The sequence below is a fragment of the Bradyrhizobium sp. Leo170 genome (genome assembly GCF_004296405.1).
Classification (GTDB): domain Bacteria; phylum Pseudomonadota; class Alphaproteobacteria; order Rhizobiales; family Xanthobacteraceae; genus Bradyrhizobium.
This window is the reverse complement of the sequence record NZ_PSRR01000044.1, coordinates 14,726-37,639: the sequence shown is the minus strand read 5'-3', so window position 1 is coordinate 37,639 and position 22,914 is coordinate 14,726. Positions and strand designations below refer to the sequence as shown.

Below are 22,914 nucleotides of genomic sequence, written 5' to 3'. Positions count from 1 at the left end.
TGCAACCAGCACCCGGCTTTCCCTGCGCCCTCTGATCAATGAGAGGGTGGAACGAGATGCAAACCTCGGGCGCAAAACGCCGCGAGAATGCGGACACACATCTTCTCCGCTGTTTTGGAATCGTAGGATGGGTAGAGCGCAGCGAAACCCATCATTCGCGCGGCTTGCTCCATCGCGATGGGTTTCGCTGCGCTCTACCCATCCTATGGATTTGCTGTTTGATATTTGAACCAGACCTCACCCGTGTCATTGCGAGCGCAGCGAAGCAATCCACGTCTCCACTTGCGGCGCTATGGATTGCTTCGCTGCGCTCGCAATGACGGGGGAGAGAGCGGTGGCATGGCGAGATACCCAGTTATGAAACCGTCATGTCGGCGTGCCGTCGCTCCGCAGCGACGCGTCGTCAAGTCCACGTTACCGGGTTACATTGCCGGCCATGCTGCCATATGCTCAATTGAAACCTCTGGCGTGCATTCGCCGGAAATCTCGCCGGCGTCTGCCGGGCCCAAGCCGGAGCTTTCATGATTTCTAAGCCGTCCGCCGCGCGAAACCGGCTGGTATTGATCGTCTACACCACCGCGATCTTCGTCAGTGCGCTCCTGTTGTTCTCGGTGCAGCCGCTGTTCACCAAGATGGTGCTGCCGCGGCTCGGCGGCTCGCCGGCGGTGTGGTCGGTGGCGATGGTGTTCTTCCAGTCGCTGCTGCTCGCGGGCTACGCCTACGCGCATTACCTGATGAAGATGAACAACCGCGCCGCTCCGGTCGCGGTGCATCTGCTGCTTTTGGTCGCGGCCGTGCTGACGCTGCCGCTTGCGATCCGGAGCGGCTGGGGTGATCCGCCGACATCAGGTTACGCGTTCTGGTTGCTCGGCCTGTTCGCGGTCTCGATCGGCCTGCCGTTCTTCGCGCTCGCTGCCAACAACCCGCTGCTGCAGGCCTGGTTCGTGCGCACCGGCCATCCCAACGGTCCCGATCCGTACTTCCTCTACGCATCCTCGAACATCGGCAGCTTCCTCGCGCTGTTGTCCTATCCGGTGCTGCTGGAGCCGATGTTCACGCTGCGCACGCAGAACCTGATCTGGACCGGTGGCTATGGCCTGTTGATCCTGCTGATCGCGAGCTGCGGCGTGTTGCTGTTGCGTTCGCCTGCGAGCGCGGCAGCGCTGAATTTGCCGGCCGATGATGCCGATGCGCCCGCGCCCTCCTGGCTGCTGCGCTTGCGCTGGATCTTCCTGGCCGCTGTGCCCTCGGGCCTTCTGATCGCGGTGACCGCGCATATCTCGACCGACGTCGCCGCAGCGCCGCTGCTCTGGGTCTTGCCGCTGTCGCTTTACCTCTTGACCTGGGTGCTGGTGTTCCAGTCGCGCCCGCTGTTTCCACACAAATGGATGCTGATGCTGCAGCCGCTCGCGATCGCGGGCGTCGTCATCCTGCTTGCGGTCGGTGGCGAACAGAATCTGCTGCTGACGCTCGGCGGTCATCAGCTCTGCTTCTTCATCATCGCGATGGCTTGTCACGGCGAATTGGCGCGGACCCGGCCGGCGGCAAAATACCTTACCGGCTTCTACGTGGCGCTGTCGTTCGGCGGCATGGTCGGTGGCCTGTTCGCAGGCCTGATCGCGCCCTTCACCTTCTCCTGGGTGGCCGAATACCCGATCCTGCTGTCGCTCGCCGCGCTGTGCCGGCCGGCCCGCGGGGACGAGCGGTTGCCGCGCTGGAGCGCCTGGTACTGGCCGTTCCTTGCCGTGCTCGCCGTGGCGCTGATCGCGCCGTCCTATTCAACCGGGACGCTGTTCAACTGGTTCGACGACCGGCGCGCCTGGGTGATCGGCACGGTCGGCGTGCTCTCGGCGCTGCTGGCGCTCGCGCTCAACGCCAACCGTTGGAAGATCTTCGCCACCGTCGTGGTCGCGCTGCTGCTGTTGCGCGCTTACCCCTCCGATGAAGGGCGGGTCGAAACCGTGCGCAGCTTCTTCGGCGTGCACAAGATCGTGGTGACGCCGAACGGCCAGTATCACGTGCTGATGCATGGCACCACCATTCACGGCGCCGAGCGATTCAAGAATGACGACGGCACGCCGGCAACCGGGCGGCCCGAACCCATCACCTATTATCACAAGGACGGCGGTATCGGGCAGGCGATCACGGCGATGCGCGAGCGCAAGGGCGCTCCGCTCAGGGTCGCCGTGATCGGGCTCGGCTCGGGCACGCTCACTTGCGCCGCGGAGCCGGGCGAGCAATGGAAGTTCTTCGAGATCGACCAGACCATGGTCGATACCGCGCGCGATCCGAAGTATTTCACCTACATCCAGAATTGCGCCCCCGATCTGAAGCCGGTGATCGGCGATGCCAGGCTCACCTTCGCCCGCGAGCCGGATGGCATCTACGACCTCATCATCGTCGATGCCTATTCATCCGACGCGATCCCGATCCATCTGGCGACGGAGGAGGCGATGGCGATTTACAAGGCGAAGTTGGCGCCACAGGGCGCGGTGGTGATGCATGTCTCCAACCGCCACCTCGAGCTTTCCAGCGTCGTGGTCGGCATTGCCGAAGCCAACGACCTCAAGAGCTGGGTCTACAGCGAGGATTCCGGCCGCGACAGCGAATACATTTTCTCGACCTCGGTGGTAATCTCCGCACGCGAGGAGGACGATGTCGGCAAGCTCGCCTCGTCCGACGAGTGGAGCGAGACCGAGGCCGATGAAAAGCAGCAGGTCTGGACCGACGATTATTCCAACATCCTGGGCGCGGTTTACCGGCGATTGCGCGACGGCGAGTAGTGAGCTCGATATTTTTGCAACACCCGCCGCCCGCGTTCGCGGTTTGGCGCCATAACCCGCCGCAACGGTTGCGGCACGGGGGCGGACTCTATACTGATGGAACTTGTTTCCCAATTGTTCCATTAGTCATGCGCGACCATCGGATTATCCGGAGCCGGCATTTTCATCGATTGCAGCGGCGGCATTTCATCCTGTTTGATGTTTTGCCATTCATCGGGACATTGATCGCGGTTGCGGCCTTGTTCTACCGCCCCATCGGGGCGCTCGAAATCAGCCTGTTTTTTGGGATGTGGCTGGTCACGGGCCTCGGCCTCACCGTCGGCTATCACCGGTTGTTCACGCACCGCGCCTTCGCGACCGGCACGGCGGTGAGCGCGATGCTGATCATCATGGGCTCGATGGCCGGGCGGGGGCCGATGGTATCCTGGGCCGCCATGCATCGTCGCCACCATGAGGTCAGCGATCACGAGGGCGACCTGCATTCGCCCAATCTGCATGGCGAGAGCTTCCTCAGCCGCCTGCGCGGCTTCCTGCATGCGCATTTGACCTGGATGATCGAGCATGATTATCCGAACGTCGCCCACTACGTTCCGGACCTGATGGCGCAGCCGACGCTGGTCCGGGTCAATAGCTATTATTACGTCTGGGTGCTGCTGGGGCTGTTGATCCCGACCGCCATTGGTGGGCTGGTCGCTGGCAGCCTGTGGGGCGCGGTGGCCGGGTTCCTCTGGGGCGGCGTGGTGCGCATGTTCGCGGTCGAACAGGCGATGTCGGCGATCAACTCCGTCATGCACACATTCGGCGCACGTCCCTACCGCACCAGGGGTGACAACAGCCGCAATCTCGGCGTAATGGCATGGTTGGCGTGGGGCGAGGGGTGGCACAACAATCACCATGCCTTCCCTTATTCGGCGGCGTTCGGGTTGCGATGGTTCGAATTCGATCCGGGCTATCTCTTCATCCGATTGCTCGCCGCGCTGGGACTGGCCTGGAATGTCAAGGTGCCGAGTGCGGAGAAGATCGCGCTGCGCCGGCTGCACGAGCCGGCGCCCGAACTGGCCGAGCTTGAGCACGGATAGTCGTCGGCTTCCGGCGGATAAGGTGAGTAACCCGGGTCATGCCTGAGATCGCCGGCTGATGCTGTTCAACGACTACCCCTTCCTGCTGGGCTTCCTGCCGGCGGCAATCCTGATCTATCGATTGGTCGATCCGCATCCGCAGTGGCGGATCTGGACGCTGGTCGCGATGTCGCTGGTCTTCTACGCCTACGGCAATCCGCCCTTCGTCCTGCTCCTGATCCTGTCGATCCTGATCAACTGGTTCGCGGCGATGACGTATGCCAGGACCAAGATGTCGTGGATCGTCACCGCCGCAATCGTCGCCAATCTCGCCGTCCTCGGCTGGTTCAAATACGCCAACTTCCTCGCCTACAATATCGGCCTTGCGCTGGGCCGGCCGATGCCGGTGCTCGACATCGTGCTGCCGCTCGGCATCTCCTTCTTCACCTTCCACCACATCATGTATCTGGTCGATCTGCGCAAGGGAAAGGCGCCGACCTATTCGCTGAACCGCTACGCGCTCTACATTTCCTTCTTCCCGCAGGCGCTCGCCGGACCGCTGGTGCGCTGGTCGCAGGTGATGGAGCAGTTCGGCAAGAAGGTCTATGCGCCCGGCTGGCAGCGCGAGTTCTGCATCGGCATCGCCTTCATCCTGATCGGGCTCGTCGAAAAGATCCTGCTCGGCGACCGCATCGCGCGGCTGATCGATCCGATCTATGCGCGGGCGCTTGAAGGGCCGGTGAGCAATGGCGACGCCTGGCTGGCGCTCGCCTTCGCCATCCAGATCCTCTACGACTTCGCCGGCTATTCCGACATCGCGGTCGGGCTCGGCCTGCTGTTCGGCGTCAAGCTGCCGTACAATTTCGATGCGCCGTTCCGTTCCACCAGCATCCAGGATTTCTGGCAGCGCTGGCACATCACCTTGATGACGTTCCTGCGCGAATACCTGTTCTTTCCGCTCGCCAACAAGCGCATGGTGCCGCGGCGCTTCTACCAGCTGCAATATTTCGCTGTGATGGTGCTGACCATGGCGCTGTGCGGCCTCTGGCATGGCGCGAGCTGGACCTTCGTGCTGTGGGGCACGCAGCATGGCCTGGCGCTGGTCGTCTGCTCGCTGTGGCGCCGCTACGGGCCGCGGCTGCCTGCGCTCGTCGGATGGGCGCTGACGGTGATTTTCGTGCTGCTGACCGGCGTGTTCTTCCGCGCCGGCACGCTGGATGCAGCGTTGAACATCTTCCACGGCCTCGCCGTGCCGCCCAATCTGTCGGAGGGCAAGCATCTGTGGCCGCTCGTGGTCGTTCCGCTGATGGCGTTCCTGCTGCCGGCAACCCAGGACATCGTCGAACGCGTGATGCAGCGGCCGCGCCCCTGGCTTGGCGCGGTGGCCGGCCTCGGCCTGCTCGCCATCCTGATCGTGCTCGGAGAAGGGAACGTTCGTGGCTTCGCTTACTACCAGTTCTGACACGTCGCCCGAATGGGGCCGCTGCCTGGCCAACTGCGTCGGCACGCTCGTTGGCGGCTTGGTGCTGCTCTACGCGCTGATGATCCTGGTCGACCCCTATGACAGCGGAAGGTTCGGCGTGCTCGGCATCGATGGCGTCAACGATCGCAACACGCTCACCTCGGCGGCCAGCCGCGCGCGCGATCCCAATTTCGATTCCGCCATCATCGGCAATTCGACCGCGCAGATGCTTGAACCGACGGAGCTGTCAAAGGCGACCGGCCTGCGCTTCGTGCAGCTCTACATGACCGGCGCCAATCCGCACGAGCAGCTCATGCTGGTCGATTTTTTCCTGAAGCATCACAAGCGGGTGGGCGCATTTGTGTTCGTCGTCGATCCCTGGTGGTGCCATCACGTCCCCATCCAATCGCCGCCGGGCACCTTCCCCGATTGGCTCTACAGCGAAAGCCCGCTCGTCTACGCGACGCACCTGCTGTCCTGGACCACGATCGAGCACACGTTCCAACGTTTCTCGATCGGCCTCGGCTGGCACCATCGCAGGGATCCCACCGGCTTCTTCAGCTACGAGGACATCTGGCTGCCCGGCACCTTCCGCGAAATCAGCCCGCCACGCGATCCGCTGCCTGCGGCCACCATCGCGGAGCGCGAGACGCTTCCCGACGTCGCGCGGCTCGATGCGCTGGTCAAGAGGCTTCCAGCCGAGACCAGTGTCGTCATCGTCGTGCCGCCGACCCTGCAAAGCAAGATGCCGCAGCCCGGCACGCCCGCCGCCGCGGACCGTGAGGCGTGTAACGCGGCTCTGAAGCGTGTCGTGGCCGGCCGGCCGAACAGCAATTTCATCAACTATCGCATCGACAACGCGCTGACCCGCGACCGTGCGAATTTTGCGGATTTCATCCACTACCGCCCGAGCATCGCGACCAAGATCATGGAAGGCATCGCCGCCAGCATCCGCGATGGCGAGGCGGCGAAGATCGACTTCTGATGATCGTTCTCCCTGTCATGCCCCGCGAAGGCGGGGGCATCCAGTAACCGGCGGCCTCTCGACTCAAGCACTACTGCCTCTGGAATACTGGATCGTCCGGTCAAGCCGGACGATGACCGCAAGAGCGAGTCAATCCGCGTCCGCGGCGAGATCCTCGAACCGGCCTTCGGACCACAGCCGGCGCGCCAGGCTGCGCTGGATCTTCCCGCTGGTGGTCTTCGGCAGCGTGCCCGGCCGGATCAGCACGATATGGCGTGCGAACAATTCGTGCTGGTCGGTGACGTGCTCGCGGATCAGGCCCTTCATTTCGGCGCCGTCGATCCTGTTGCGCTCGGTGCGCTCGACCTCCTGCACGACAACCAGCGTTTCATCGCTGTGCTCGTCGCCGACGGAGAACGCCGCGCCGCAATTGGCCCGCAGCGCGGTGTGCGCCGCCTGCACCGTGCGCTCGATATCCTGCGGATAGTGATTGATGCCCCTGACGATGATCAGGTCCTTGATCCGTCCGGTGATGAAGAGCTCACCCGTCCGATCAAGGAAGCCGAGGTCGCCGGTGCGCAGCCAGCTCGCGCTGTCGTCATCGCCCGCGATGCGCGCGTGCAGGCCGGCCCGGGTCGCTTCCGGATTCTTCCAATAGGCGCTCGCGACATTGGCACCGTTCACCCAGACCTCGCCGACCTGGTCGATGGGCAGCCCCGCGCAGGTGTCGGGATCGACGATCGCGATCCGCTCGCCTTCGAGCGCGCGGCCGCAGCCGACCAGCGTCTGACTGTCCGCCGTATCAGCCGGCGCTTCGGCCCGATGCGCCTGCAGCGCGGCGCGGCTGACATCCCGCGTCACATGGCCGGCGCCGCGGCTGCCGCCGGAGATCAGCAGTGTCGCTTCCGCCATGCCATAGGCCGGAAAGGTGGCGCGAGGATCGAAGCCGTGAGCGGCGAAGGTCTCGATGAATTGCTTGATCGTCTCGGCATGCACCGGCTCGGCGCCGTTGAGCGCAATCTTCCAGGACGAGAGATCGACGCCCTGCATCTGGTCGGCGCGATAGCGGCTGACGCAGAGGTCGTAGCCGAAATTCGGGCAGCAGGCGACCTCGGCGCGATAATCGCTGATCGCGCGCAGCCAGTTGAGCGGGCGCTGGGTGAAGGCGTTCGGCGCCATCAGCACGCAGAGCGCACCGACATAGAGCGCCTCCAGCGTGTTCAGGATTAGCCCCATGTCGTGGTAGAGCGGCACCCAATTGACATAGGTCGACCGCTCGGTGTTGCCGAGCGAGATGCGGATCATCTCCAGATTGGCGAGCAGGTTGCCGTGGCTGACGGCGACGCCCTTGGGCTCGGACGTCGAGCCCGAGGTGTATTGCAGGAAGGCGATATCCTCTCGCGCTGGAAGCGGCAGATCGGCTGCGGGCTGCGCTGGCGTCGTATCGAGATCGACGGCCAGCCACTGCAGGCCTTCGCGCGAAAATCGCTCCTGCAGATCGCCGCGGATGGCGAAGGCCGAACTGGTGAGCGCGATCGCAGGTTCGCAATTGGCCATGATCGCGGCGCTGGAGTCGCGCGCACTCTGCCGCCGCGGCATCATCATCGGCACCGCGATCACGCGCGCGATCAGGCAGCCGAAGAAGGCGACGACGAATTCGAGCCCCGGCGGAAACACCAGCATCGCGCGATCGCCGGGCCGGGTGACTTCGCCAAGCCGCGCCGCCAGCGCGCGGGCGGCGTCATGCAACTCGCGAAAGGTGAGGACGGCTTCCTCCGCCCCGCGGTCGGAGAGGAAAATGTAGGCGCGCGCATCGGGCTGCGTTTCCGCCCGCTTTGCCAGCAGCGCCACCAGCGAGGAAAACGTCTCCATCTTGGCCAATGATATCCGGCGGTAGTGAGGATCAGGCAGCGGAGCGGGCCACGAGCTTTTCAGCGAGGTAACGCGACAGCGCGTCGACGGTCGGATAGTCGTAGAAGTCGTCGGTCGAAAGCTCGAGGTCGAGCTTCTCCTCGAGTTCCATCATGACATAGACGACCATCGCCGAATCGAGCCCGAGTCGGTTGAATTTGGTATCGGTCTTGACCCGGTCCTTCGCGATCCGCAGCACTTTAGCGAGCGAAGCAACGCAAAAACCGGATATTTCTTCTTGTGTCATGGGAAATCCAGCGAAACAACTAGACACAATACGGACACGGCGGGCGTTGTCAATTTGGGCTCACGCAGGCGTGTTGATGGCGATCGTGCACGAATCCGGACGTGCAGGATGGCGTCGGCGTAAAGCGGACTTTCAGGGGAATGCGAGGAGTTTGCGCGAAGATCGTGCGCAGGCAAAAATTAGGCGCAAAAAGAAATTAGGCGCAGAAAGATAAAGAGCGGGATGATGCAGCCATCCCGCTCTGACGTCTCGACCAACTCGGCGCTGGTCAATCCTGGGACGTGAAGAACCCGCGCGGGCGTGGCGGGTAGTAATAGCCTTGCGGCGCCGGCGCGTAGCGGTCGGAATATTGCTGCGGCTGGCGATAGTAGGTCTGCGTATCGTAGACGCGGCGGCTGCGCGGCGCCGGATACATCTGCGCGTTGGAGCTGCCGTCGGCCGGATAGATGTATCCGTCGTCGGCTCGGGCCTGCGGCAATTGCTGCTGCTGTTGCGGCGTGATCATCACAGGATCGCCGGCGGCAGCGTCATATTGCTGGTCGTACTGCTGCGGCGCGCGGCGGGCGACAGCGGCATTGCCGCGCTTCGGATTGCGCGCGAGCGCCACCTGCGAGGAGCCGGTCAGCGTTACCGTGGCGTTGAGCACGCCTTGCTCCTGCACCAGCGCGTAGAGCGTGGCCGCATGTTCGCGCGACAATCGCACGCAGCCATGGGAGGCGGGGCTGCCGAGGCGGTTGACGGAGTCGGTGCCGTGGATCGCGTGCCCGATCTTGGTGAAGAAGATCGAGTGCGGCATCGGCGCGTCGTCGAATTCCTTGGAGTAATGGTCTTCCTCCATGCGGAAAGTGCGGAAGCTGCCGTTCGGCGTCTCGTAGGAGGGGATGCCGGTCGAGACCGGCCAGTGATACCGCTCGACGCCGTCGACCGCGACGGTCATCTGCTGGTTATCCTTGTCGACGGTGATGGCGACTTTGGCCTGTGCGGCGCCGGCAAAAGCCAGCGTCAGGGCGGTGAAAGCAACGAGGAACGTACGCATCTTACCTTGGCCCTCCAGGCCTACCATTGCAGCGCCGCGGTTCTCCGTCCCCGGCATCCAATATGCCCGGAATCCGGCTCGGGTTCCAGTAGCCCGGCTATGCATCGTTAATATAACGAGCGGCGCAAGCAAGGCGCCATCGGAGAAATCCGGCGCCGGCCTGCTGACTTTTTCGCGAGTTGTGAGCGGACGACTCGAATTCGTCACAGACGCGCAACCATTTGGCCGCAAGGGCGTTTCACACTCCCGCCTGACGGTACAATTTGCCGTGCATTTTTGGGAATTGTGATGAAGAAGACCAAGGTCAAGACGCTGGCGCTGCCTGATGTCACGCCGGTGCGGCTCATGCTTGCGGCCGCCGCCATCATCCTTGCATTGCTTGCGATGCCTCATCTGGGACATGCCCAGGGCATCGTTCGCGGCGCGCACGAGGGAGCCTACGAGGGCAATCGGATCGCCGGTCCGGTCGGCGGCGTGGTTGGGGGTGCCGTTGGCGCCGGCGTCGGCGGTGCCGTGGGTGCGGTCAACGGCGTGCTCGGCATTCCCAATCGCGGCTGGCACCGTGGCCATCGCTGCCGCGGCTACTACGCCCGCTCGGGCCATTTCCGCTGCTACCGCTGATCACGGTAGCCCGGATGGAGCGAAGCGCAATCCGGAGACGGTGCCGCGAGCTGTGACAGCGTTCCCGGATTGCGCTGCGCTTCATCCGGGCTACGACGCCGATCAATGCTTGAGCCGGTAGCCCGTCCGGAAGATCCACCAGACAATCGCCAGGCAGGTGGCGAGGAAGCCCAGGGTCATGCCGAGACTCAGGCCGACGCCGACATCTGCGATCCCATAGAAGCTCCAGCGGAAGCCCGAGATCAGGTAGACCACGGGGTTGAGCAGGGTGATGGTGCGCCAGCCCGAGGGCAGCATGTTCACGGAATAGAAGCTGCCGCCCAGGAACGTCAGCGGCGTCACCACCAGCATCGGGATCATCTGCAGCTTCTCGAATCCATCGGCCCAGATGCCGATGATGAAGCCGAACAGGCTGAAGGTGACGGCGGTCAGCACCAGGAAGGTCAGCATCCAGATCGGGTGATTGATGTGCAGCGGCACGAACAATCCGGCTGTCGCCATGATGATGAGCCCGAGGATGATCGACTTCGTCGCGGCCGCCCCGACATAGCCGATGATGATCTCGAAATAGGAGATCGGCGCCGAGAGGATTTCATAGATCGTGCCGACGAATTTCGGGAAATAGATGCCGAAGGATGCGTTGGCGATGCTCTGCGTCAGCACCGACAGCATCACGAGCCCGGGCACGATGAAGGTGCCGTAGCTGACGCCCTCGACCTCCGTGATGCGCGAGCCGATCGCGGCGCCGAACACCACGAAATAGAGCGAAGTCGACACCACTGGCGAGACGATGCTCTGCAACAGCGTGCGCCAGGTGCGCGCCATTTCGAACAAATAGATTGCGCGGATCGCCCGATAATTCATGGTGTCCTCACCAGCGCTCTGATTTCGAAGTTCGCACGCGTTCGCGGAGCCTCCAATGCGAACTTCGAAATCAGAGGAGCGCTAGCAAATCTATGATTCTGGTGCGGCATTAAAGTTTGAAGTTCCTATGACGAGGGTGCGGCAAACCCTGATAGGAACTTCAAACTTGCCGCACCAGGCTGACGAAGATGTCTTCGAGCGAAGACTGGCTGGTCTCGAGGTCGGAGAAACGGATTCCGGCGTTGCGGAGATCGCCGAGCAGGCTTGTGATGCCGGTGCGTTCGCCCGCGGTGTCGTAATCATAGATCAGCTCGGTGCCGCCTTCCGAGAGCACGAGATGATAGGGCGCAAGCGCAGGCGGAATGGCGTCGATCTTGTGCGCCAGATGCAGCTTGAGCTGCTTCCTGCCGAGCTTCTCCATCAGCTTGGCCTTGTCCTCGACCAGGACGATCTCGCCCTTGTTGATGACGCCGATGCGGTCGGCCATCTCCTCGGCTTCCTCGATGTAATGCGTGGTCAGGATGATGGTGACGCCGGCATCTCGCAGCGTCCGCACCACTTCCCACATGCCCTTGCGCAGCTCGACGTCGACGCCGGCGGTCGGCTCGTCCAGGAACAGTATCTGCGGCTCGTGCGACAGCGCTTTCGCGATCATCACGCGCCGCTTCATGCCGCCCGACAGCGTGATGATCTTGGAATCCTTCTTCTCCCAGAGCGAGAGGTCCTTCAGCACCTTCTCGATATGAGCGGGGTTCTTCGGCTTGCCGAACAGGCCACGGCTGAAGCTCACGGTCGCCCATACCGTCTCGAACGAATCGGTGTGCAGTTCCTGCGGCACGAGGCCGATCATCGCGCGGGCGGCGCGGTAGGACTTGATGATGTCGTGGCCGTTGACCGAGACGCTGCCTTCACTCGGATTGGCGATGCCGCAGACGATGCTGATCAGCGTGGTCTTGCCGGCGCCGTTCGGCCCGAGCAGGGCAAAAATCTCGCCGCGCCGGATATCGAGATTGATCTTGTTCAGCGCCCTGAAACCGGAGCCGTAGACTTTTGAGAGATTGGAAACGGAAATGATCGTCGACATGGCTAACGGTGATGGGCTGGCGGGAAAAGTACAGGGAACGCGACGTTGCGCCGCGCGAGAGGAGGGGCGGCCAGTACATAGGTACGCTTGGCTGGTTCTGCAATCCGTCGAAACGACGATCAGTTCACTCCGCCGCGTGAGCGCGCGCGGGTAATTCAATCAGGGCGACCATATAGGTCTTTATGTCGTTCGCGATCTCCGGCTCGGCCTTCAGCTCGGTCAGTGTTCGCGGACGCGGCAGCGACTTGCCGTCATTTTCAAGGCTTTCCGCATAGAGCTGCAAGGCCTCCGGCGCATTGCGCAAGGCTTCATCGATATCATCGCCGCCGGAAGTGCAGCCGGGCAGATCCGGAAACCAGACACCCACGCTGTGCTCGGGTCCGGCGTCCTCAACAATCGCGACGTAGTGAGCCATGGCCAACCTCAATCGGGCTTCCAGCCTGCACCTTTATAGATGGCGCGCATCAGTCCTTCCCCCAAGTCCTTCTTTGGGTGCGGAATGACCAGCGTTTCGCCGGATATGGGATTCTTGAACACGTGGTGCGAACCGGTAACGCGAACAAGTATCCATCCTTCCCGCTCCAGGCGGCGTATGATCTCGCGGCTGTTGGTCAACATGAAACCCCACCCTGGATCATGTAGACCTTAAAGCCTGTTCTGCCGGCATTAAGTGAGCGACCCGCAGGACACCCTCTTACACCCGCTCCACGAAACTATCGACCACCTTTTTCTCGCCGGCCTTCTCGAAGGCGATGGTGAGTTTGTTGCCGTCGATCTTCACCACATGGCCGTAGCCGAATTTCTGGTGGAACACGCGGTCATCGAGCGAAAATTCCGAAACCGTGCCGGTGGATTTCGCCACCAGTTCGCCTTCGATCACCATCGGGCCGCGCTTGTTGCGGCCGAAACCGCCGAACGGCGATTGCTCCTCGTCGAATCCGCCGCGCGAGCCGCCGCGGTTCTGGTTGCGGGCGCGGTTGGCCTGGGCGCGCTGCCAGCCCGGTGTCGTGTAGCTGGAGCCAAAGGCTTCGACATTGTCGAAGCGCGAGGGGCCGTAGCCGCCGGCGCCGCCCCAGCCGGAGCCGCCCTTGGATTCCGTGATCTCGACATTATGCGCCGGCAATTCGTCGAGGAAGCGTGAGGGAATCGTGGTCGACCAGGTGCCGTGGATGCGGCGGTTGGTGGCGAAATAGATTTTTGCCCGGCGCCGCGCGCGGGTCAGCCCGACATGGGCGAGGCGGCGCTCTTCCTCGAGGCCCGCGCGGCCCTGCTCATCCAGCGTGCGCTGGCTTGGAAACAGGCCTTCCTCCCAGCCGGGCAGGAAGACGTTGTCGAACTCCAGGCCCTTGGCGGAATGCAGCGTCATCAGCGAGACGGCCTCGTCGCCGGCTTCGCCGTCGCGGTCCATCACCAGCGAGATGTGCTCGAGGAACCCTTGCAGGTTCTCGAACTCTTCCATCGAGCGAATGAGCTCTTTGAGGTTGTCGAGCCTGCCGGCGGCGTCCGCCGAGCGGTCCTTCTGCCACATCTCGGTGTAACCGCTCTCGTCGAGCACGACCTCGGCCAGTTCCGTGTGCGAGGTCACCTCGCTCTGCGCCCGCCAGCGGTCGAATTGCTGCACGACACCACGGAGGCTCCCGCGCGCTTTCGGCTTCAACTCGTCGGTCTCCGCTACGGCGCGCGCGGCCTCGAACAGCGGAATGCGGCGCTTGCGGGCGTGGTCGTGCAAGAGCTGCACGGTGGCGTCGCCGAGCCCGCGCTTCGGCACATTGATGATGCGCTCGAAGGCGAGATCGTCGGCGGGTGAATTGATCGTGCGCAGGTAAGCCAGCGCATCGCGGATTTCGGCGCGCTCATAGAAGCGCGGACCGCCGATCACGCGATAGGGCAGGCCAAGCGTGACGAAGCGGTCTTCGAACTCGCGCATCTGGAACGAGGCGCGCACCAGGATCGCGATCTCGTTCAAATTCTCGCCGGCGCGCTGCAGATCCTCGATCTCCTCGCCGATCCCGCGCGCTTCCTCCTCCGAATCCCAGGAGCCGGTGACGGTGACTTTCTCGCCATCCTGGTCCTCGGTGCGCAGGGTCTTGCCGAGCCGGCCTTCATTGTGCGCGATCAGATGCGAGGCGGCGGCGAGGATGTGGCCGGTCGAGCGATAGTTGCGTTCGAGGCGAATGACTTTTGCGCCGGGAAAATCGTGCTCGAAGCGCAGGATGTTGTCGACCTCGGCACCGCGCCAACCGTAGATCGACTGGTCGTCGTCGCCGACGCAGCAGATGTTCTTGGGTGGAGTGGATGCAGAAGAGGTGACCTCCGTCATTCCGGGATGCGCTGAAAGCGCAGACCCGGAATCTCGAGATGAGTTCACTTCATCTCCGGATTCCGGGTTCGCATCTTCGATGCGCCCCGGAATGACGGTAGAGAGAGGAGCCGACTTGGACGACGGCGCCTGCGACAGCAGCCGCAGCCAGAGATACTGCGCGACGTTGGTGTCTTGATATTCGTCGACCAGGATGAACTTGAAGCGGTTCTGGTATTGCCTGAGCACATCCGGGTTCTCGCGGAACAGGCGGATGTTCTCGAGCAAGAGATCGCCGAAATCGGCAGCGTTGAGGATCTTCAGCCGTTCCTGATAGCTCGCATAGAGCTTGCCGCCCTTGCCGTTGGCGAAACTCGCGGCTTCGCCGGCCGGCACCTGTGACGGCGTCAGGCCGCGGTTCTTCCAGGTGTCGATCAATCCGGCCAGCATCCGCGCCGGCCAGCGCTTGTCGTCGATGTTCTCGGCCTGCAGCAGTTGCTTCAACAGCCGCACCTGGTCGTCGACATCAAGCACGGTGAAGTTGGATTTGAGCTGCACCAGCTCGGCATGGATGCGCAGGATGCGTCCCGCGATCGAGTGGAAGGTGCCGAGCCACGGCATACCTTCGACCGCCTGGCCGAGCATCTGGCCGAGCCGCAGCTTCATCTCGCGCGCCGCCTTGTTGGTGAAGGTCACCGACAGGATCTCGTGCGGCCGTGCGCGGCCCTGGCTCAGGATATGGGCGATACGGGTAGTCAAGACCCGCGTCTTGCCGGTGCCGGCACCGGCCAGAACCAGCACAGGACCGTCCAGCGTCTCCACCGCCTCGCGCTGCTCCGGATTGAGCCCTGCGAGATATTGCGGGCTTGCCGCCGCACGGGCGCGTGCGGCGATGCCGCCGGGCACTGGCGAGGCCGCCGGAGCAGGGGCGTGTGGCAGGGGCTTGCGCAGATCAGTCAATAACGAAGTCCTTGATTCTCAAGTCGATAACATGGCACTCGCGCCGCCGGTTTGCGAGGGCAGCATGGCCAATAAAAGGCCGGTTTTCGGCGTGCCACGGGCGTCGCCAAAAGCCCAGCCGGGATCGCAATAGTTTCATCAAGATTCGATTGACTGGCGGGCGCGTAGGCTTGCCAAAATGCGAATCTCAACTCAAGATTGTTGAATTCGCCGGCTTGCATCTCTGGGGGAGGCGTCATGGCAAGGAACGATACTCCGAAGGAACTGCTTGATGCGCTCAACCTGGTCAGCGGCGAGAAGGGAGCCCGGCCGGAATCCTTGGGGCTGCTTGAGGTAAGGCATGTTGAGCGAGTGCGGACCGTCTTCGAAGATCCCAACATCGTCGGCATCGGAATTGCGGACAAGATCACCGAGAAGAAAGACACCGGCGAACTGAGCGTGTGCTTCTACGTCGAAAAGAAGATCGCCAAGAGCCGGATGAAGAGCCAGAAGATGATCCCTCCCGTTCTGAGTGTGCCGGGTCGCAAGGCAGTATTCACCGATGTCCAGGCGATCGGAAAGGTTCGTCCCCAAGTCAACAAGCAGAAGTCGCCGCTGCTCAGCGGCTATAGCATCGGAAATCTGACGGATACGGGAACCCTTGGGGCGATCGTCAAGAAGGGGAAGAAGCTGTTCGTGCTCAGCAATTCCCACGTGCTTGCCAAGAGCGGATTGGGGAAGGTCGGCGACAAGATCGTCTTTCCCGGCGAGTCCGACAATGGCGGCAGGGATCAGGTCGTCGCGACATTATCCGCTATCCTGAAGTTCAAGACCGGTGACGATTTTCTCAACCGCGTGGATGCGGCTCTCGCCGAGATCGATCAGGACTTTCTCGACAAGATAGATTTTTCCATACGCGGAGCGGCTTCTCCCTTTGCGACCACCAATCCGGTGCGCGGGATGAAGATCGTCACGCGCGGACGGACGTCGGAAGATGCCGATGGCGAAGTCCAGGACGTCCACTTCAGGATCGTCATGCCCTATCCGGGCCTCGGCAAGATCGGGTTCCTGGACCAGGTGAAGTGCACGCATTATTCGAAGCCTGGCGATTCCGGCGCAATCATCGTCGACAAGGCAAGCAAGAAGATCGTCGGTTTGCACTTTGCCGGGTCGGGTGCCGCGAGTATCTTCAATCCGATTGCCGAGGTCATGAAGGCGCTGAAGTTCCGCTTCGTGAAAGCATGAGAAGCGGACCGGCCATGCGGATTGGTGATGGCGAACGAGCAACAGGCCAACAAGGCACGCGAACTCAACAGTCGCGAACTGCTGAAATGCGGCGCCCATGCCATCGGCGTGGAGGCGGGGAAGGATCACGGCAAGCGCGGCTGGGTCGTCGTCGCGCATGTCGCTCCGGAAGCCAACGTGACGCTGCCTCTCATGCTTACCGTCGCGACGGAAAAGGGGGACGTCCAGGTGCCGCTGGTCTGCGTAAAGAGCGAGCCTTTCAAACCGGAATGATTCTCGCAAACATGGGGGGATAAAATGCCGAGCTTCGTATTGCGCCAATCGATGCTCAAGCATCGCGGGCCGTTTCTTGCCGAACCGCAGAGCGTTCGGGCCGAGGGCGATCGCGTGGTGCCGGTCCGGACCGACGTCTTCATGCCGGAAATGGTTCCGCGCAACTGCCATCTCGAAGAATACGAGAAAGTCAGGGTTCCCGCGGTCGACGTCGATCAGGAAATCATCGCCTATTGCTCGCCGGATTCGACTTTCGCGGTGACCAAGAAGCTGTTTGACGATGCGAAGAGGTCGATCCTGATCGGCATCTATGACTTTTCCGCCGAGTATATCAAGCAGCTCGTACTGGATGCGCTCGCGCGCGGCGTCAAGGTCAAGCTCATGCTCGATATCGACAGCAAGGATGAGCAGGAGCTGTTCGATGACCTGAACGATGCCGGGGTCGACGGCGTGCCGGCACCATCGTGCGCCAGTCATCGGGTGCACTTCTTCAGCTCATCGCACGAGAAGGTGATCGTCATCGATGGCGAATGGTGCATCGTGCAGAGCGGTAACTACAGCGAGAACAGCATACCCCTCAACGTGAAGGACGGCGGCGATCCCGCTCACTTCCGGCCCGGCAATCGCGACACCGGCCTGGCGATCCGCTCCAGGAAACTTTCGAAATTCTTCACCGGCATTCTCGAAAGCGACATGAATCTCGAGCTGACGGGACCGGAAGCGCTGGCTCAGGCCATTGCAGCGGCCAACGCTTTCATGATCGAGCGGGCGCCGACGAAGATCCCGGCCAAGCTGTTTCCGAGCAAGACTTTCAAGCTCACCAAGCCGCTTGCCGTTCAGCCGGTCCTCAGTCCGGACAACTACATGCAGGTGATCCCGGGGAAGCTTCGGGCGGCAAAGAAGTCGGTATTGATCGAGCAGCAATACATTCGTGGCAAGCAGCCTGACATCCAGAAATTGCTGACGGCAATTGCGGACGCGCGAAAGCAGAACAAGAAGCTGGATATCCGCATCATTCTCGGCAAGGTCTTCGGCAAGGAGGATCTCGACGCCGAGAAGAAAAACCTGGCGCTGCTAAAGCAGCAGTTCGGCCTCGTGGCCGGCAAGAACATACGATACATCGATACGACCCGCTTCGTGCATTGCCATAACAAGATGATCCTGGTCGATGGCCAGGATGTCCTGGTCAGTTCGCAGAACTGGTCCGATTCCGCCGTCTCCAAGAATCGCGAGGCCGGCGTGTGGCTCTCTCATCCGGGCATCTGCGATTACTTCACGCAGATATTCGAGAGCGATTGGAAGACCGCGCGCAATGCGCCGACAGCTCCCGCCGAGGAGATCGTTGAGCCTGAGTCGCTGCGCGCCGGCGGATACGTCAGGGTCGCTCCCGCCGACTATCAGGAGGTGTGACAGCAGCAGCGAAGGCCCGACCCGGCCGCATCCAAAGCCCGGTTTTGTTCCGTGAGCAGCGGCAAATTTCGCGCTTCCACCGCCCGGAACCATCGTTTTGGGGGCGGATTGTTTCCTCAAGTCTGGCGCGATGATCGATCGCGCCGGTGGAAACGGAAAGCAGAGGGTTTGGCCATGTTAGGCTGGGTCGTAACGTTTTTGATCATCGCGTTGATCGCGGGTATCCTGGGCTTCGGCGGCATCGCCGGTGTCTCCATCGAGATCGCCAAGGCGATCTTCTTCATCGCCATCATCCTGTTCCTCATCTCAGCAGTGGTCGGCCTGGTGCGCGGCCGCTCCAGGGTCTAGGCGCGGATCTTAGTTGGCGCATGACCTTTTCGGAAAACCGGTCCCCACTTTTCCGGATCATGCGCTGCTATCGCGAGGCCATCGCCACGCTGCGGCCGATGCCCTCGGGGCGCGGGACCAAAGCATGGATATCTGCGATCGCCTTGATGCGGGCGCGGATATCGGATGGGAATGGGGCGACCTTGCGCGAGTTCATGTCGATATGCAGCGACATGTTTTCGGAGGTCGCCGAGATCCAGCCTTCGGTCGCGTGGCGCAGCTCCTCGAAGGTGTGCAGCCGCTTGTCGTCGGCGCCAAGCAGATAGACCGTGACCTGGACGGGATCGCCGAGATTGATCTCGCGCAAATAGCGCACGTGGCATTCGGCGGTAAAGGTCGACCCTTGGCGCTCTTTCTTGTAGGCGGGGCCGATGCCGAGCTGCAGCCAGATCTCGTCGATGGCGCGGTCGAACATCACGTTGTAATAGGCCATGTTGAGGTGGCCGTTATAGTCGATCCATTGCGGCTCGACCTGCATCACCGAGGACAGGAACGGGGCGGAGGGCAGTTTCGTGTCCCTGGCGGCATTAACGGTCGTCATCATGCATTCCTGTTTGTTTGTGTCGTGCTCTTGACCCCTTATATAACCTTTGCCACGGTCGGCTGAAGCCGGGAGGAAATTTCACGTGGCGACTACGATTTCGAACAATCCAGCGCGTCCAGAGCCGCAGGCCCTCAAGGGCGCGATCGACGCGCTGGCGGCGCGCTTCGGCAATCGCCTGATCACCTCGCAGGCGGTGCGCGACCAGCACGCCCACACCACGACCTGGCTGCCGCCGCAGCCGCCGGATGCGGTGGTGATGGCGCAGGAGACCGCCGACATCCAGGACGTGGTGCGGATCTGCGCCAAACATCGTGTTCCCGTGATTGCCTTCGGCACCGGCACCTCGCTGGAGGGGCAGGTGAACGCGCCGGCCGGCGGCATCTGCATCGATCTGCGCGACATGAACCGCGTGCTCGCCGTGCATGCCGAGGACCTCGACTGCGTGATCGAGCCCGGCGTCACGCGGAAGGCGCTCAACGAGCATCTGCGCGACCAGGGCCTGTTCTTCCCGATCGATCCCGGCGCCGATGCCTCGCTCGGCGGCATGACCTCGACGCGCGCTTCCGGCACCAACGCGGTGCGCTATGGCACCATGCGGGAGAACGTGCTGGCGCTGAAGGTCGTGCGCGGCGACGGCGAGATCATCACCACGGGCACGCGGGCCAAGAAATCCTCCGCCGGCTACGACCTGACGCATCTGTTCGTCGGTGCCGAGGGCACGCTCGGCATCATCTCCGAGCTCACAATCAAACTACGCGGCATCCCCGACACGATCGCGGCGGCCGCATGTTCGTTCGAGACCGTGCGCGGCGCCTGCCAGGCGACGATCCTGGCGATCCAGACCGGCATTCCCGTCGCCCGCATCGAGCTCTTGAATGCGGCGCAGGTGAAGGCGTGCAACGCCTATTCGAAACTGACGCTGCCGGAGACGCCGCTGTTGCTGCTCGAGTTCCACGGCAGCGAGGCCGAGGTCGCCGAGCAGTCGAAGAACTTCAAGGAGATCGCCTCCGAATGCGGCGGGCTGGGTTTCACCTGGACCACCAAGCCGGAGGACCGCACAAAGCTCTGGCAGGCGCGACATGACGCCTATTGGGCGGTGAAGGCGCTGCGGCCCGGCTCTGGCGTGGTCGCAACCGACGTCTGCGTGCCGATCTCGCGGCTCGCCGATTGCGTCACCGAGACGGAAGAGGATCTGAAGCGGCTCAATTTGCTCTCTCCGATCGTCGGCCATGTCGGCGACGGCAATTTCCATTGCTCGCTGGTCTGCGACGTCGACAATGCCGAGGAGATGGCACGCGGCGAGGATTTCATGCATCGCCTGGTCGAGCGCGCGCAGGCGATGGGCGGCACCTGCACCGGCGAGCATGGTATCGGGCAGGGCAAGCAGAAATATCTCGAAGCCGAGCTTGGACCCGAGGCGCTCGACGCCATGCGCGCACTGAAGAAGGCGCTCGACCCGCAGAATATCTTCAATCCGGGCAAGATCGTGCCGGCGTAGCCAGAGGATACGTTTCGCAACGCGCTTCAACGCCGGTTATGCGCGGAGTAAATTTCGAGGCGAAACGATATGGCCGTCCGGCAAGACCAGCACGCGGCCTTTCGGCGTCACAGCGGACATGGCTGGACTTGCCGCTGGATTGCCCCTGTAGCGAATGACCCAAAGCAGACCCTTGCAGCTTTGGTGAAGAGGTCCGTTTACGGACGGAAGACCTCGTACACGACGACTAAGTATCTTCATTTTTCAGCCGAGCCGTAAGGAATGCGTCGATCGCTGCATTCACGGCTTTCGGGTTCTGTCGCGGGGCCAAATGGCCCGTGTTCGGCAACAGAACGAAATCGCACCCTTCGATGGAGGCCGCCAGACTCCTCGATTGAGCGACGTCGAAAACATGGTCCTGGTCTCCTGCGACGACCAGGACCGGCACGTCGCGGATGCGACGCATTGTTGGATGAAGATCCTCACGTCCGAGCAGGATATTCTTCATCCCGAACGCAATCGAAATAGGGTCCTCCCGCAGCACTCGGCCAAGATAGGCCATGAATTCTGGATCGGGCACGTCAGCGGAGAAGGCCTGTTGCGTGGCTGCAAGTAACCAGTCTGGCGCGGTCTTGCACTTTTCCAATTCGGCAACCATTCCGGTCATCTGCGCGAGAATTTCGGGCGTGGGCGGCGCGGCTGTGCCGTTGGTGAGGATTGCAGCGTCCAGCCGCTCGGGATGATCGGCTGCGAGGACCGCGGCCGCCAACGAGCCCCAGCTATTGCCGACGGCGATGCAGGATTCGATACCCAGGCTGTCGAGGATCTGACGGAAACAGGCGGCGGAATCGCCAACCGTCATCGCTTGACGGAGCGGCGCAGATTCACCGATTCCCGGCGGGTCGATCGTTACGATGCGGTAGTCGGGCGCAAAGTGTTCGACCTGGTGACTCCACATAGACGAATCCAGAAGCAGGCTGGGCCAGAACACCATGACGGACTTGCTTTCGTTCCCGCCGGTCCGCACTACGATGTCCCCAAATTTGGTGCCGACGGTCCGTCGCGGCATGGCTGCCAACCAGGCTTCGGGATCGGAGCGTTCACTCGTTCGAACTTGGGGTTGGATGCTTTGCGTCATTTTAAGGTCCTTCTCGAAGATCGACCTGCGGAAATCGGATTATCCGGCCGGGGCAAAAACGCGCAGGCGATGGCCGTCGGGATCGAGCGCGACGAAGGTGTGCCCGAAAGCCATCGCGGTCGGAGGCTGCGCGATCCGGACCTCGCGGGCCTTCCATGCCTCGTAGGTGTCGCGTACCGCGTCTACGTTGGCGACAGTCAGCGCGATCTCGCTTCCGCCGGCCTCGGCGGCGACCGGAGGCGCGACGTTGTCCCGCTGCCACAAGCCCAGCATGGTGCCCTTGCCGAGCGGGAGGACCACGAATTTGGGGGAAGACTGGGAGACCGGTTGCTCCAGCAACGCTTGGTAGAAGGCGGAACTCACCTGCGCATTATCGACGTACAGCACCACGAGGTTTAAGTCGGCCACGGACATCTCCTGTTCAAATTGACATGGTCGACGCTTACAGGATGGCGCTGCCAATTTCTGTCAGGATGATTCCGGAACGATACAATCCCGCTGCTTCCACTCCCGGAGCATGTCGGTGCGCCGACGCGGATAGCGCCGCTCCGATAGCGTTAGCGAGAGGATCCGGTCGGTTCGGAAATGGCGGTAGTCACGACGCATTTCGCACCAAGCGGCCACGACGCGCATCCGCTCGAAGAATCCGAGCGCAATCGGCCAGATGTTGCGAGCGGTGCGGTTGTCCTTCTCGTCGCTGTAGGTGATACGCAACTTGCGCTCGCTCCGAATTGCCATTCGGATGGTCGGCAACTCGGCGTCGCCTGCGGCCGGACGACGGACCCCTACCATCAAGCTTGATGTTTCCAGGCTCCGTTGGAGATCTTGGGGCAGCACGGCCGAAATCTTTGAGAGCGCGTTGCCGGCCGCTTTGCCGAGCGGCTCATCCGGCTGGGCAGCGACCCATCGACCGCCCAGGACCAGCGCTTCGATTTCCTCTTCCGAAAACATCAAAGGGGGCAACATGAAGCCGGGACGGAGGATGTAACCGACCCCGGGTTCCCCATCGATATGGGCTCCTTGGCCCTTCAGCGTCTCAATGTCCCGATAAATTGTGCGGAGCGATACGCCGAGTTCTTCGGCCAGCTTATTCGCCGCCGCAGGATGACGGTGCCTGCGGAGTATCTGTATCAGATCGAGCAGTCGTTGCGCGCGCGACATGGCGGACTGTG

22 protein-coding genes are annotated in these 22,914 nt (G+C 62.4%); 10 read left to right on the top strand and 12 right to left on the bottom strand.

The window, feature by feature from the left end; translation table 11 throughout:
- The first annotated feature begins 521 nt into the window (after positions 1 to 521).
- From CWO89_RS10825 to CWO89_RS10810, 4 genes are all read left to right on the top strand, one after another.
- Positions 522 to 2,783 carry a spermidine synthase gene (locus CWO89_RS10825; protein WP_130578607.1) on the top strand — a complete coding sequence of 754 codons (2,262 nt, stop codon included), beginning with the start codon at positions 522 to 524 and terminating at the stop codon, positions 2,781 to 2,783.
- A 239-nt stretch (positions 2,784 to 3,022) separates the two neighbouring features.
- Positions 3,023 to 3,862 carry an acyl-CoA desaturase gene (locus CWO89_RS10820; RefSeq protein ID WP_245475976.1) on the top strand — a complete coding sequence of 280 codons (840 nt, stop codon included), beginning with the start codon at positions 3,023 to 3,025 and terminating at the stop codon, positions 3,860 to 3,862.
- 58 nt (positions 3,863 to 3,920) lie between these two features.
- Positions 3,921 to 5,303, top strand: a complete 1,383-nt coding sequence (locus CWO89_RS10815) for an MBOAT family O-acyltransferase (protein WP_130578605.1) — start codon at positions 3,921 to 3,923, stop codon at positions 5,301 to 5,303.
- Entirely contained in the window at positions 5,278 to 6,288 is a 1,011-nt protein-coding gene (locus tag CWO89_RS10810; protein WP_165421092.1) for a hypothetical protein, read from the top strand. Before CWO89_RS10815 ends, CWO89_RS10810 begins: the two co-directional genes overlap by 26 nt.
- A 129-nt stretch (positions 6,289 to 6,417) precedes the next feature.
- On the opposite strand, the gene CWO89_RS10805 is transcribed toward CWO89_RS10810, so the two are convergent.
- The 3 genes from CWO89_RS10805 to CWO89_RS10795 form a co-directional block, all read right to left on the bottom strand.
- Positions 6,418 to 8,139: a fatty acyl-AMP ligase gene (locus CWO89_RS10805; protein WP_130578604.1), complete on the bottom strand. Its 1,722-nt coding sequence runs from the start codon at positions 8,137 to 8,139 to the stop codon at positions 6,418 to 6,420.
- A 31-nt stretch (positions 8,140 to 8,170) separates the two neighbouring features.
- Positions 8,171 to 8,425, bottom strand: a complete 255-nt coding sequence (locus tag CWO89_RS10800; RefSeq protein WP_130578603.1) for an acyl carrier protein — start codon at positions 8,423 to 8,425, stop codon at positions 8,171 to 8,173.
- A gap of 268 nt (positions 8,426 to 8,693) precedes the next feature.
- A complete protein-coding gene (locus CWO89_RS10795) occupies positions 8,694 to 9,461 on the bottom strand; it encodes a L,D-transpeptidase (RefSeq protein ID WP_130578602.1) in 768 nt (255 codons plus the stop codon).
- Positions 9,462 to 9,749: 288 nt separating this feature from the next.
- On the opposite strand from CWO89_RS10795, the gene CWO89_RS10790 reads away from it, so the two are divergent.
- Entirely contained in the window at positions 9,750 to 10,082 is a 333-nt protein-coding gene (locus tag CWO89_RS10790; protein WP_130578601.1) for a hypothetical protein, read from the top strand.
- A 102-nt stretch (positions 10,083 to 10,184) separates the two neighbouring features.
- Here the strand turns inward: CWO89_RS10790 and CWO89_RS10785 are convergent, their stop codons facing one another.
- From CWO89_RS10785 to CWO89_RS10765, 5 genes are all read right to left on the bottom strand, one after another.
- Positions 10,185 to 10,946, bottom strand: a complete 762-nt coding sequence (locus CWO89_RS10785; RefSeq protein ID WP_130578600.1) for an ABC transporter permease — start codon at positions 10,944 to 10,946, stop codon at positions 10,185 to 10,187.
- 160 nt (positions 10,947 to 11,106) lie between these two features.
- Complete coding sequence (locus CWO89_RS10780; protein ID WP_130578599.1) at positions 11,107 to 12,030, bottom strand: ABC transporter ATP-binding protein; 924 nt, start codon at positions 12,028 to 12,030, stop codon at positions 11,107 to 11,109.
- 124 nt (positions 12,031 to 12,154) lie between these two features.
- Positions 12,155 to 12,445: a type II toxin-antitoxin system HicB family antitoxin gene (locus tag CWO89_RS10775; protein WP_130578598.1), complete on the bottom strand. Its 291-nt coding sequence runs from the start codon at positions 12,443 to 12,445 to the stop codon at positions 12,155 to 12,157.
- Positions 12,446 to 12,453: 8 nt separating this feature from the next.
- A complete protein-coding gene (locus CWO89_RS10770; RefSeq protein WP_130578597.1) occupies positions 12,454 to 12,648 on the bottom strand; it encodes a type II toxin-antitoxin system HicA family toxin in 195 nt (64 codons plus the stop codon).
- A gap of 76 nt (positions 12,649 to 12,724) precedes the next feature.
- Positions 12,725 to 15,289, bottom strand: coding sequence for an ATP-dependent helicase (locus tag CWO89_RS10765; RefSeq protein ID WP_463699091.1), 2,565 nt, complete (start codon positions 15,287 to 15,289; stop codon positions 12,725 to 12,727).
- A 237-nt stretch (positions 15,290 to 15,526) separates the two neighbouring features.
- Between CWO89_RS10765 and CWO89_RS10760 the strand changes: the two genes are divergently transcribed.
- The 4 genes from CWO89_RS10760 to CWO89_RS10745 all read left to right on the top strand — a co-directional run bounded on the left by CWO89_RS10760 (position 15,527) and on the right by CWO89_RS10745 (position 18,544).
- Positions 15,527 to 16,513, top strand: a complete 987-nt coding sequence (locus tag CWO89_RS10760) for a chymotrypsin family serine protease (protein ID WP_130578596.1) — start codon at positions 15,527 to 15,529, stop codon at positions 16,511 to 16,513.
- A gap of 27 nt (positions 16,514 to 16,540) precedes the next feature.
- The gene (locus tag CWO89_RS10755; protein ID WP_130578595.1) at positions 16,541 to 16,786 is read left to right on the top strand and encodes a hypothetical protein; all 246 of its coding nucleotides are present in this window, start codon (positions 16,541 to 16,543) and stop codon (positions 16,784 to 16,786) included.
- Between the two features lie 24 nt (positions 16,787 to 16,810).
- The gene (locus tag CWO89_RS10750; protein ID WP_245475974.1) at positions 16,811 to 18,196 is read left to right on the top strand and encodes a phospholipase D-like domain-containing protein; all 1,386 of its coding nucleotides are present in this window, start codon (positions 16,811 to 16,813) and stop codon (positions 18,194 to 18,196) included.
- Between the two features lie 174 nt (positions 18,197 to 18,370).
- Positions 18,371 to 18,544 (top strand): DUF1328 domain-containing protein, encoded by a 174-nt coding sequence (locus CWO89_RS10745; protein ID WP_130578594.1) that lies wholly within the window; start codon positions 18,371 to 18,373, stop codon positions 18,542 to 18,544.
- 67 nt (positions 18,545 to 18,611) lie between these two features.
- Here the strand turns inward: CWO89_RS10745 and CWO89_RS10740 are convergent, their stop codons facing one another.
- Positions 18,612 to 19,127, bottom strand: coding sequence for a thioesterase family protein (locus CWO89_RS10740; RefSeq protein WP_130578593.1), 516 nt, complete (start codon positions 19,125 to 19,127; stop codon positions 18,612 to 18,614).
- A gap of 82 nt (positions 19,128 to 19,209) precedes the next feature.
- Here CWO89_RS10740 and CWO89_RS10735 point away from each other — a divergent pair, with 82 nt between their 5' ends.
- A complete protein-coding gene (locus CWO89_RS10735; RefSeq protein WP_130578592.1) occupies positions 19,210 to 20,625 on the top strand; it encodes an FAD-binding oxidoreductase in 1,416 nt (471 codons plus the stop codon).
- Positions 20,626 to 20,851: 226 nt separating this feature from the next.
- Here the strand turns inward: CWO89_RS10735 and CWO89_RS10730 are convergent, their stop codons facing one another.
- From CWO89_RS10730 to CWO89_RS10720, 3 genes are read right to left on the bottom strand one after another with little or no spacing between them, the layout of a single operon-like run.
- Positions 20,852 to 21,742, bottom strand: a complete 891-nt coding sequence (locus CWO89_RS10730) for an alpha/beta fold hydrolase (RefSeq protein WP_130578591.1) — start codon at positions 21,740 to 21,742, stop codon at positions 20,852 to 20,854.
- A gap of 39 nt (positions 21,743 to 21,781) precedes the next feature.
- Positions 21,782 to 22,156, bottom strand: coding sequence for a VOC family protein (locus CWO89_RS10725; RefSeq protein ID WP_349644873.1), 375 nt, complete (start codon positions 22,154 to 22,156; stop codon positions 21,782 to 21,784).
- 54 nt (positions 22,157 to 22,210) lie between these two features.
- The gene (locus tag CWO89_RS10720) at positions 22,211 to 22,903 is read right to left on the bottom strand and encodes a helix-turn-helix transcriptional regulator (RefSeq protein ID WP_130578589.1); all 693 of its coding nucleotides are present in this window, start codon (positions 22,901 to 22,903) and stop codon (positions 22,211 to 22,213) included.
- Positions 22,904 to 22,914 lie beyond the last annotated feature (11 nt).

What these genes read in the sequence shown, in the direction of transcription:
- CWO89_RS10825 (WP_130578607.1), top strand. Translation starts at nt 522, where the DNA reads ATGATTTCTAAGCCGTCCGCCGCGCGAAACCGGCTGGTATTGATCGTC.
- CWO89_RS10815 (WP_130578605.1), top strand. Translation starts at nt 3,921, where the DNA reads ATGCTGTTCAACGACTACCCCTTCCTGCTGGGCTTCCTGCCGGCGGCA.
- CWO89_RS10805 (WP_130578604.1), bottom strand. Translation starts at nt 8,139, where the DNA reads ATGGAGACGTTTTCCTCGCTGGTGGCGCTGCTGGCAAAGCGGGCGGAA.
- CWO89_RS10800 (WP_130578603.1), bottom strand. Translation starts at nt 8,425, where the DNA reads ATGACACAAGAAGAAATATCCGGTTTTTGCGTTGCTTCGCTCGCTAAA.
- CWO89_RS10795 (WP_130578602.1), bottom strand. Translation starts at nt 9,461, where the DNA reads ATGCGTACGTTCCTCGTTGCTTTCACCGCCCTGACGCTGGCTTTTGCC.
- CWO89_RS10790 (WP_130578601.1), top strand. Translation starts at nt 9,750, where the DNA reads ATGAAGAAGACCAAGGTCAAGACGCTGGCGCTGCCTGATGTCACGCCG.
- CWO89_RS10785 (WP_130578600.1), bottom strand. Translation starts at nt 10,946, where the DNA reads ATGAATTATCGGGCGATCCGCGCAATCTATTTGTTCGAAATGGCGCGC.
- CWO89_RS10780 (WP_130578599.1), bottom strand. Translation starts at nt 12,030, where the DNA reads ATGTCGACGATCATTTCCGTTTCCAATCTCTCAAAAGTCTACGGCTCC.
- CWO89_RS10775 (WP_130578598.1), bottom strand. Translation starts at nt 12,445, where the DNA reads ATGGCTCACTACGTCGCGATTGTTGAGGACGCCGGACCCGAGCACAGC.
- CWO89_RS10770 (WP_130578597.1), bottom strand. Translation starts at nt 12,648, where the DNA reads ATGTTGACCAACAGCCGCGAGATCATACGCCGCCTGGAGCGGGAAGGA.
- CWO89_RS10760 (WP_130578596.1), top strand. Translation starts at nt 15,527, where the DNA reads ATGGCAAGGAACGATACTCCGAAGGAACTGCTTGATGCGCTCAACCTG.
- CWO89_RS10755 (WP_130578595.1), top strand. Translation starts at nt 16,541, where the DNA reads ATGGCGAACGAGCAACAGGCCAACAAGGCACGCGAACTCAACAGTCGC.
- CWO89_RS10750 (WP_245475974.1), top strand. Translation starts at nt 16,811, where the DNA reads ATGCCGAGCTTCGTATTGCGCCAATCGATGCTCAAGCATCGCGGGCCG.
- CWO89_RS10745 (WP_130578594.1), top strand. Translation starts at nt 18,371, where the DNA reads ATGTTAGGCTGGGTCGTAACGTTTTTGATCATCGCGTTGATCGCGGGT.
- CWO89_RS10740 (WP_130578593.1), bottom strand. Translation starts at nt 19,127, where the DNA reads ATGATGACGACCGTTAATGCCGCCAGGGACACGAAACTGCCCTCCGCC.
- CWO89_RS10730 (WP_130578591.1), bottom strand. Translation starts at nt 21,742, where the DNA reads ATGACGCAAAGCATCCAACCCCAAGTTCGAACGAGTGAACGCTCCGAT.
- CWO89_RS10725 (WP_349644873.1), bottom strand. Translation starts at nt 22,156, where the DNA reads ATGTCCGTGGCCGACTTAAACCTCGTGGTGCTGTACGTCGATAATGCG.
- CWO89_RS10720 (WP_130578589.1), bottom strand. Translation starts at nt 22,903, where the DNA reads ATGTCGCGCGCGCAACGACTGCTCGATCTGATACAGATACTCCGCAGG.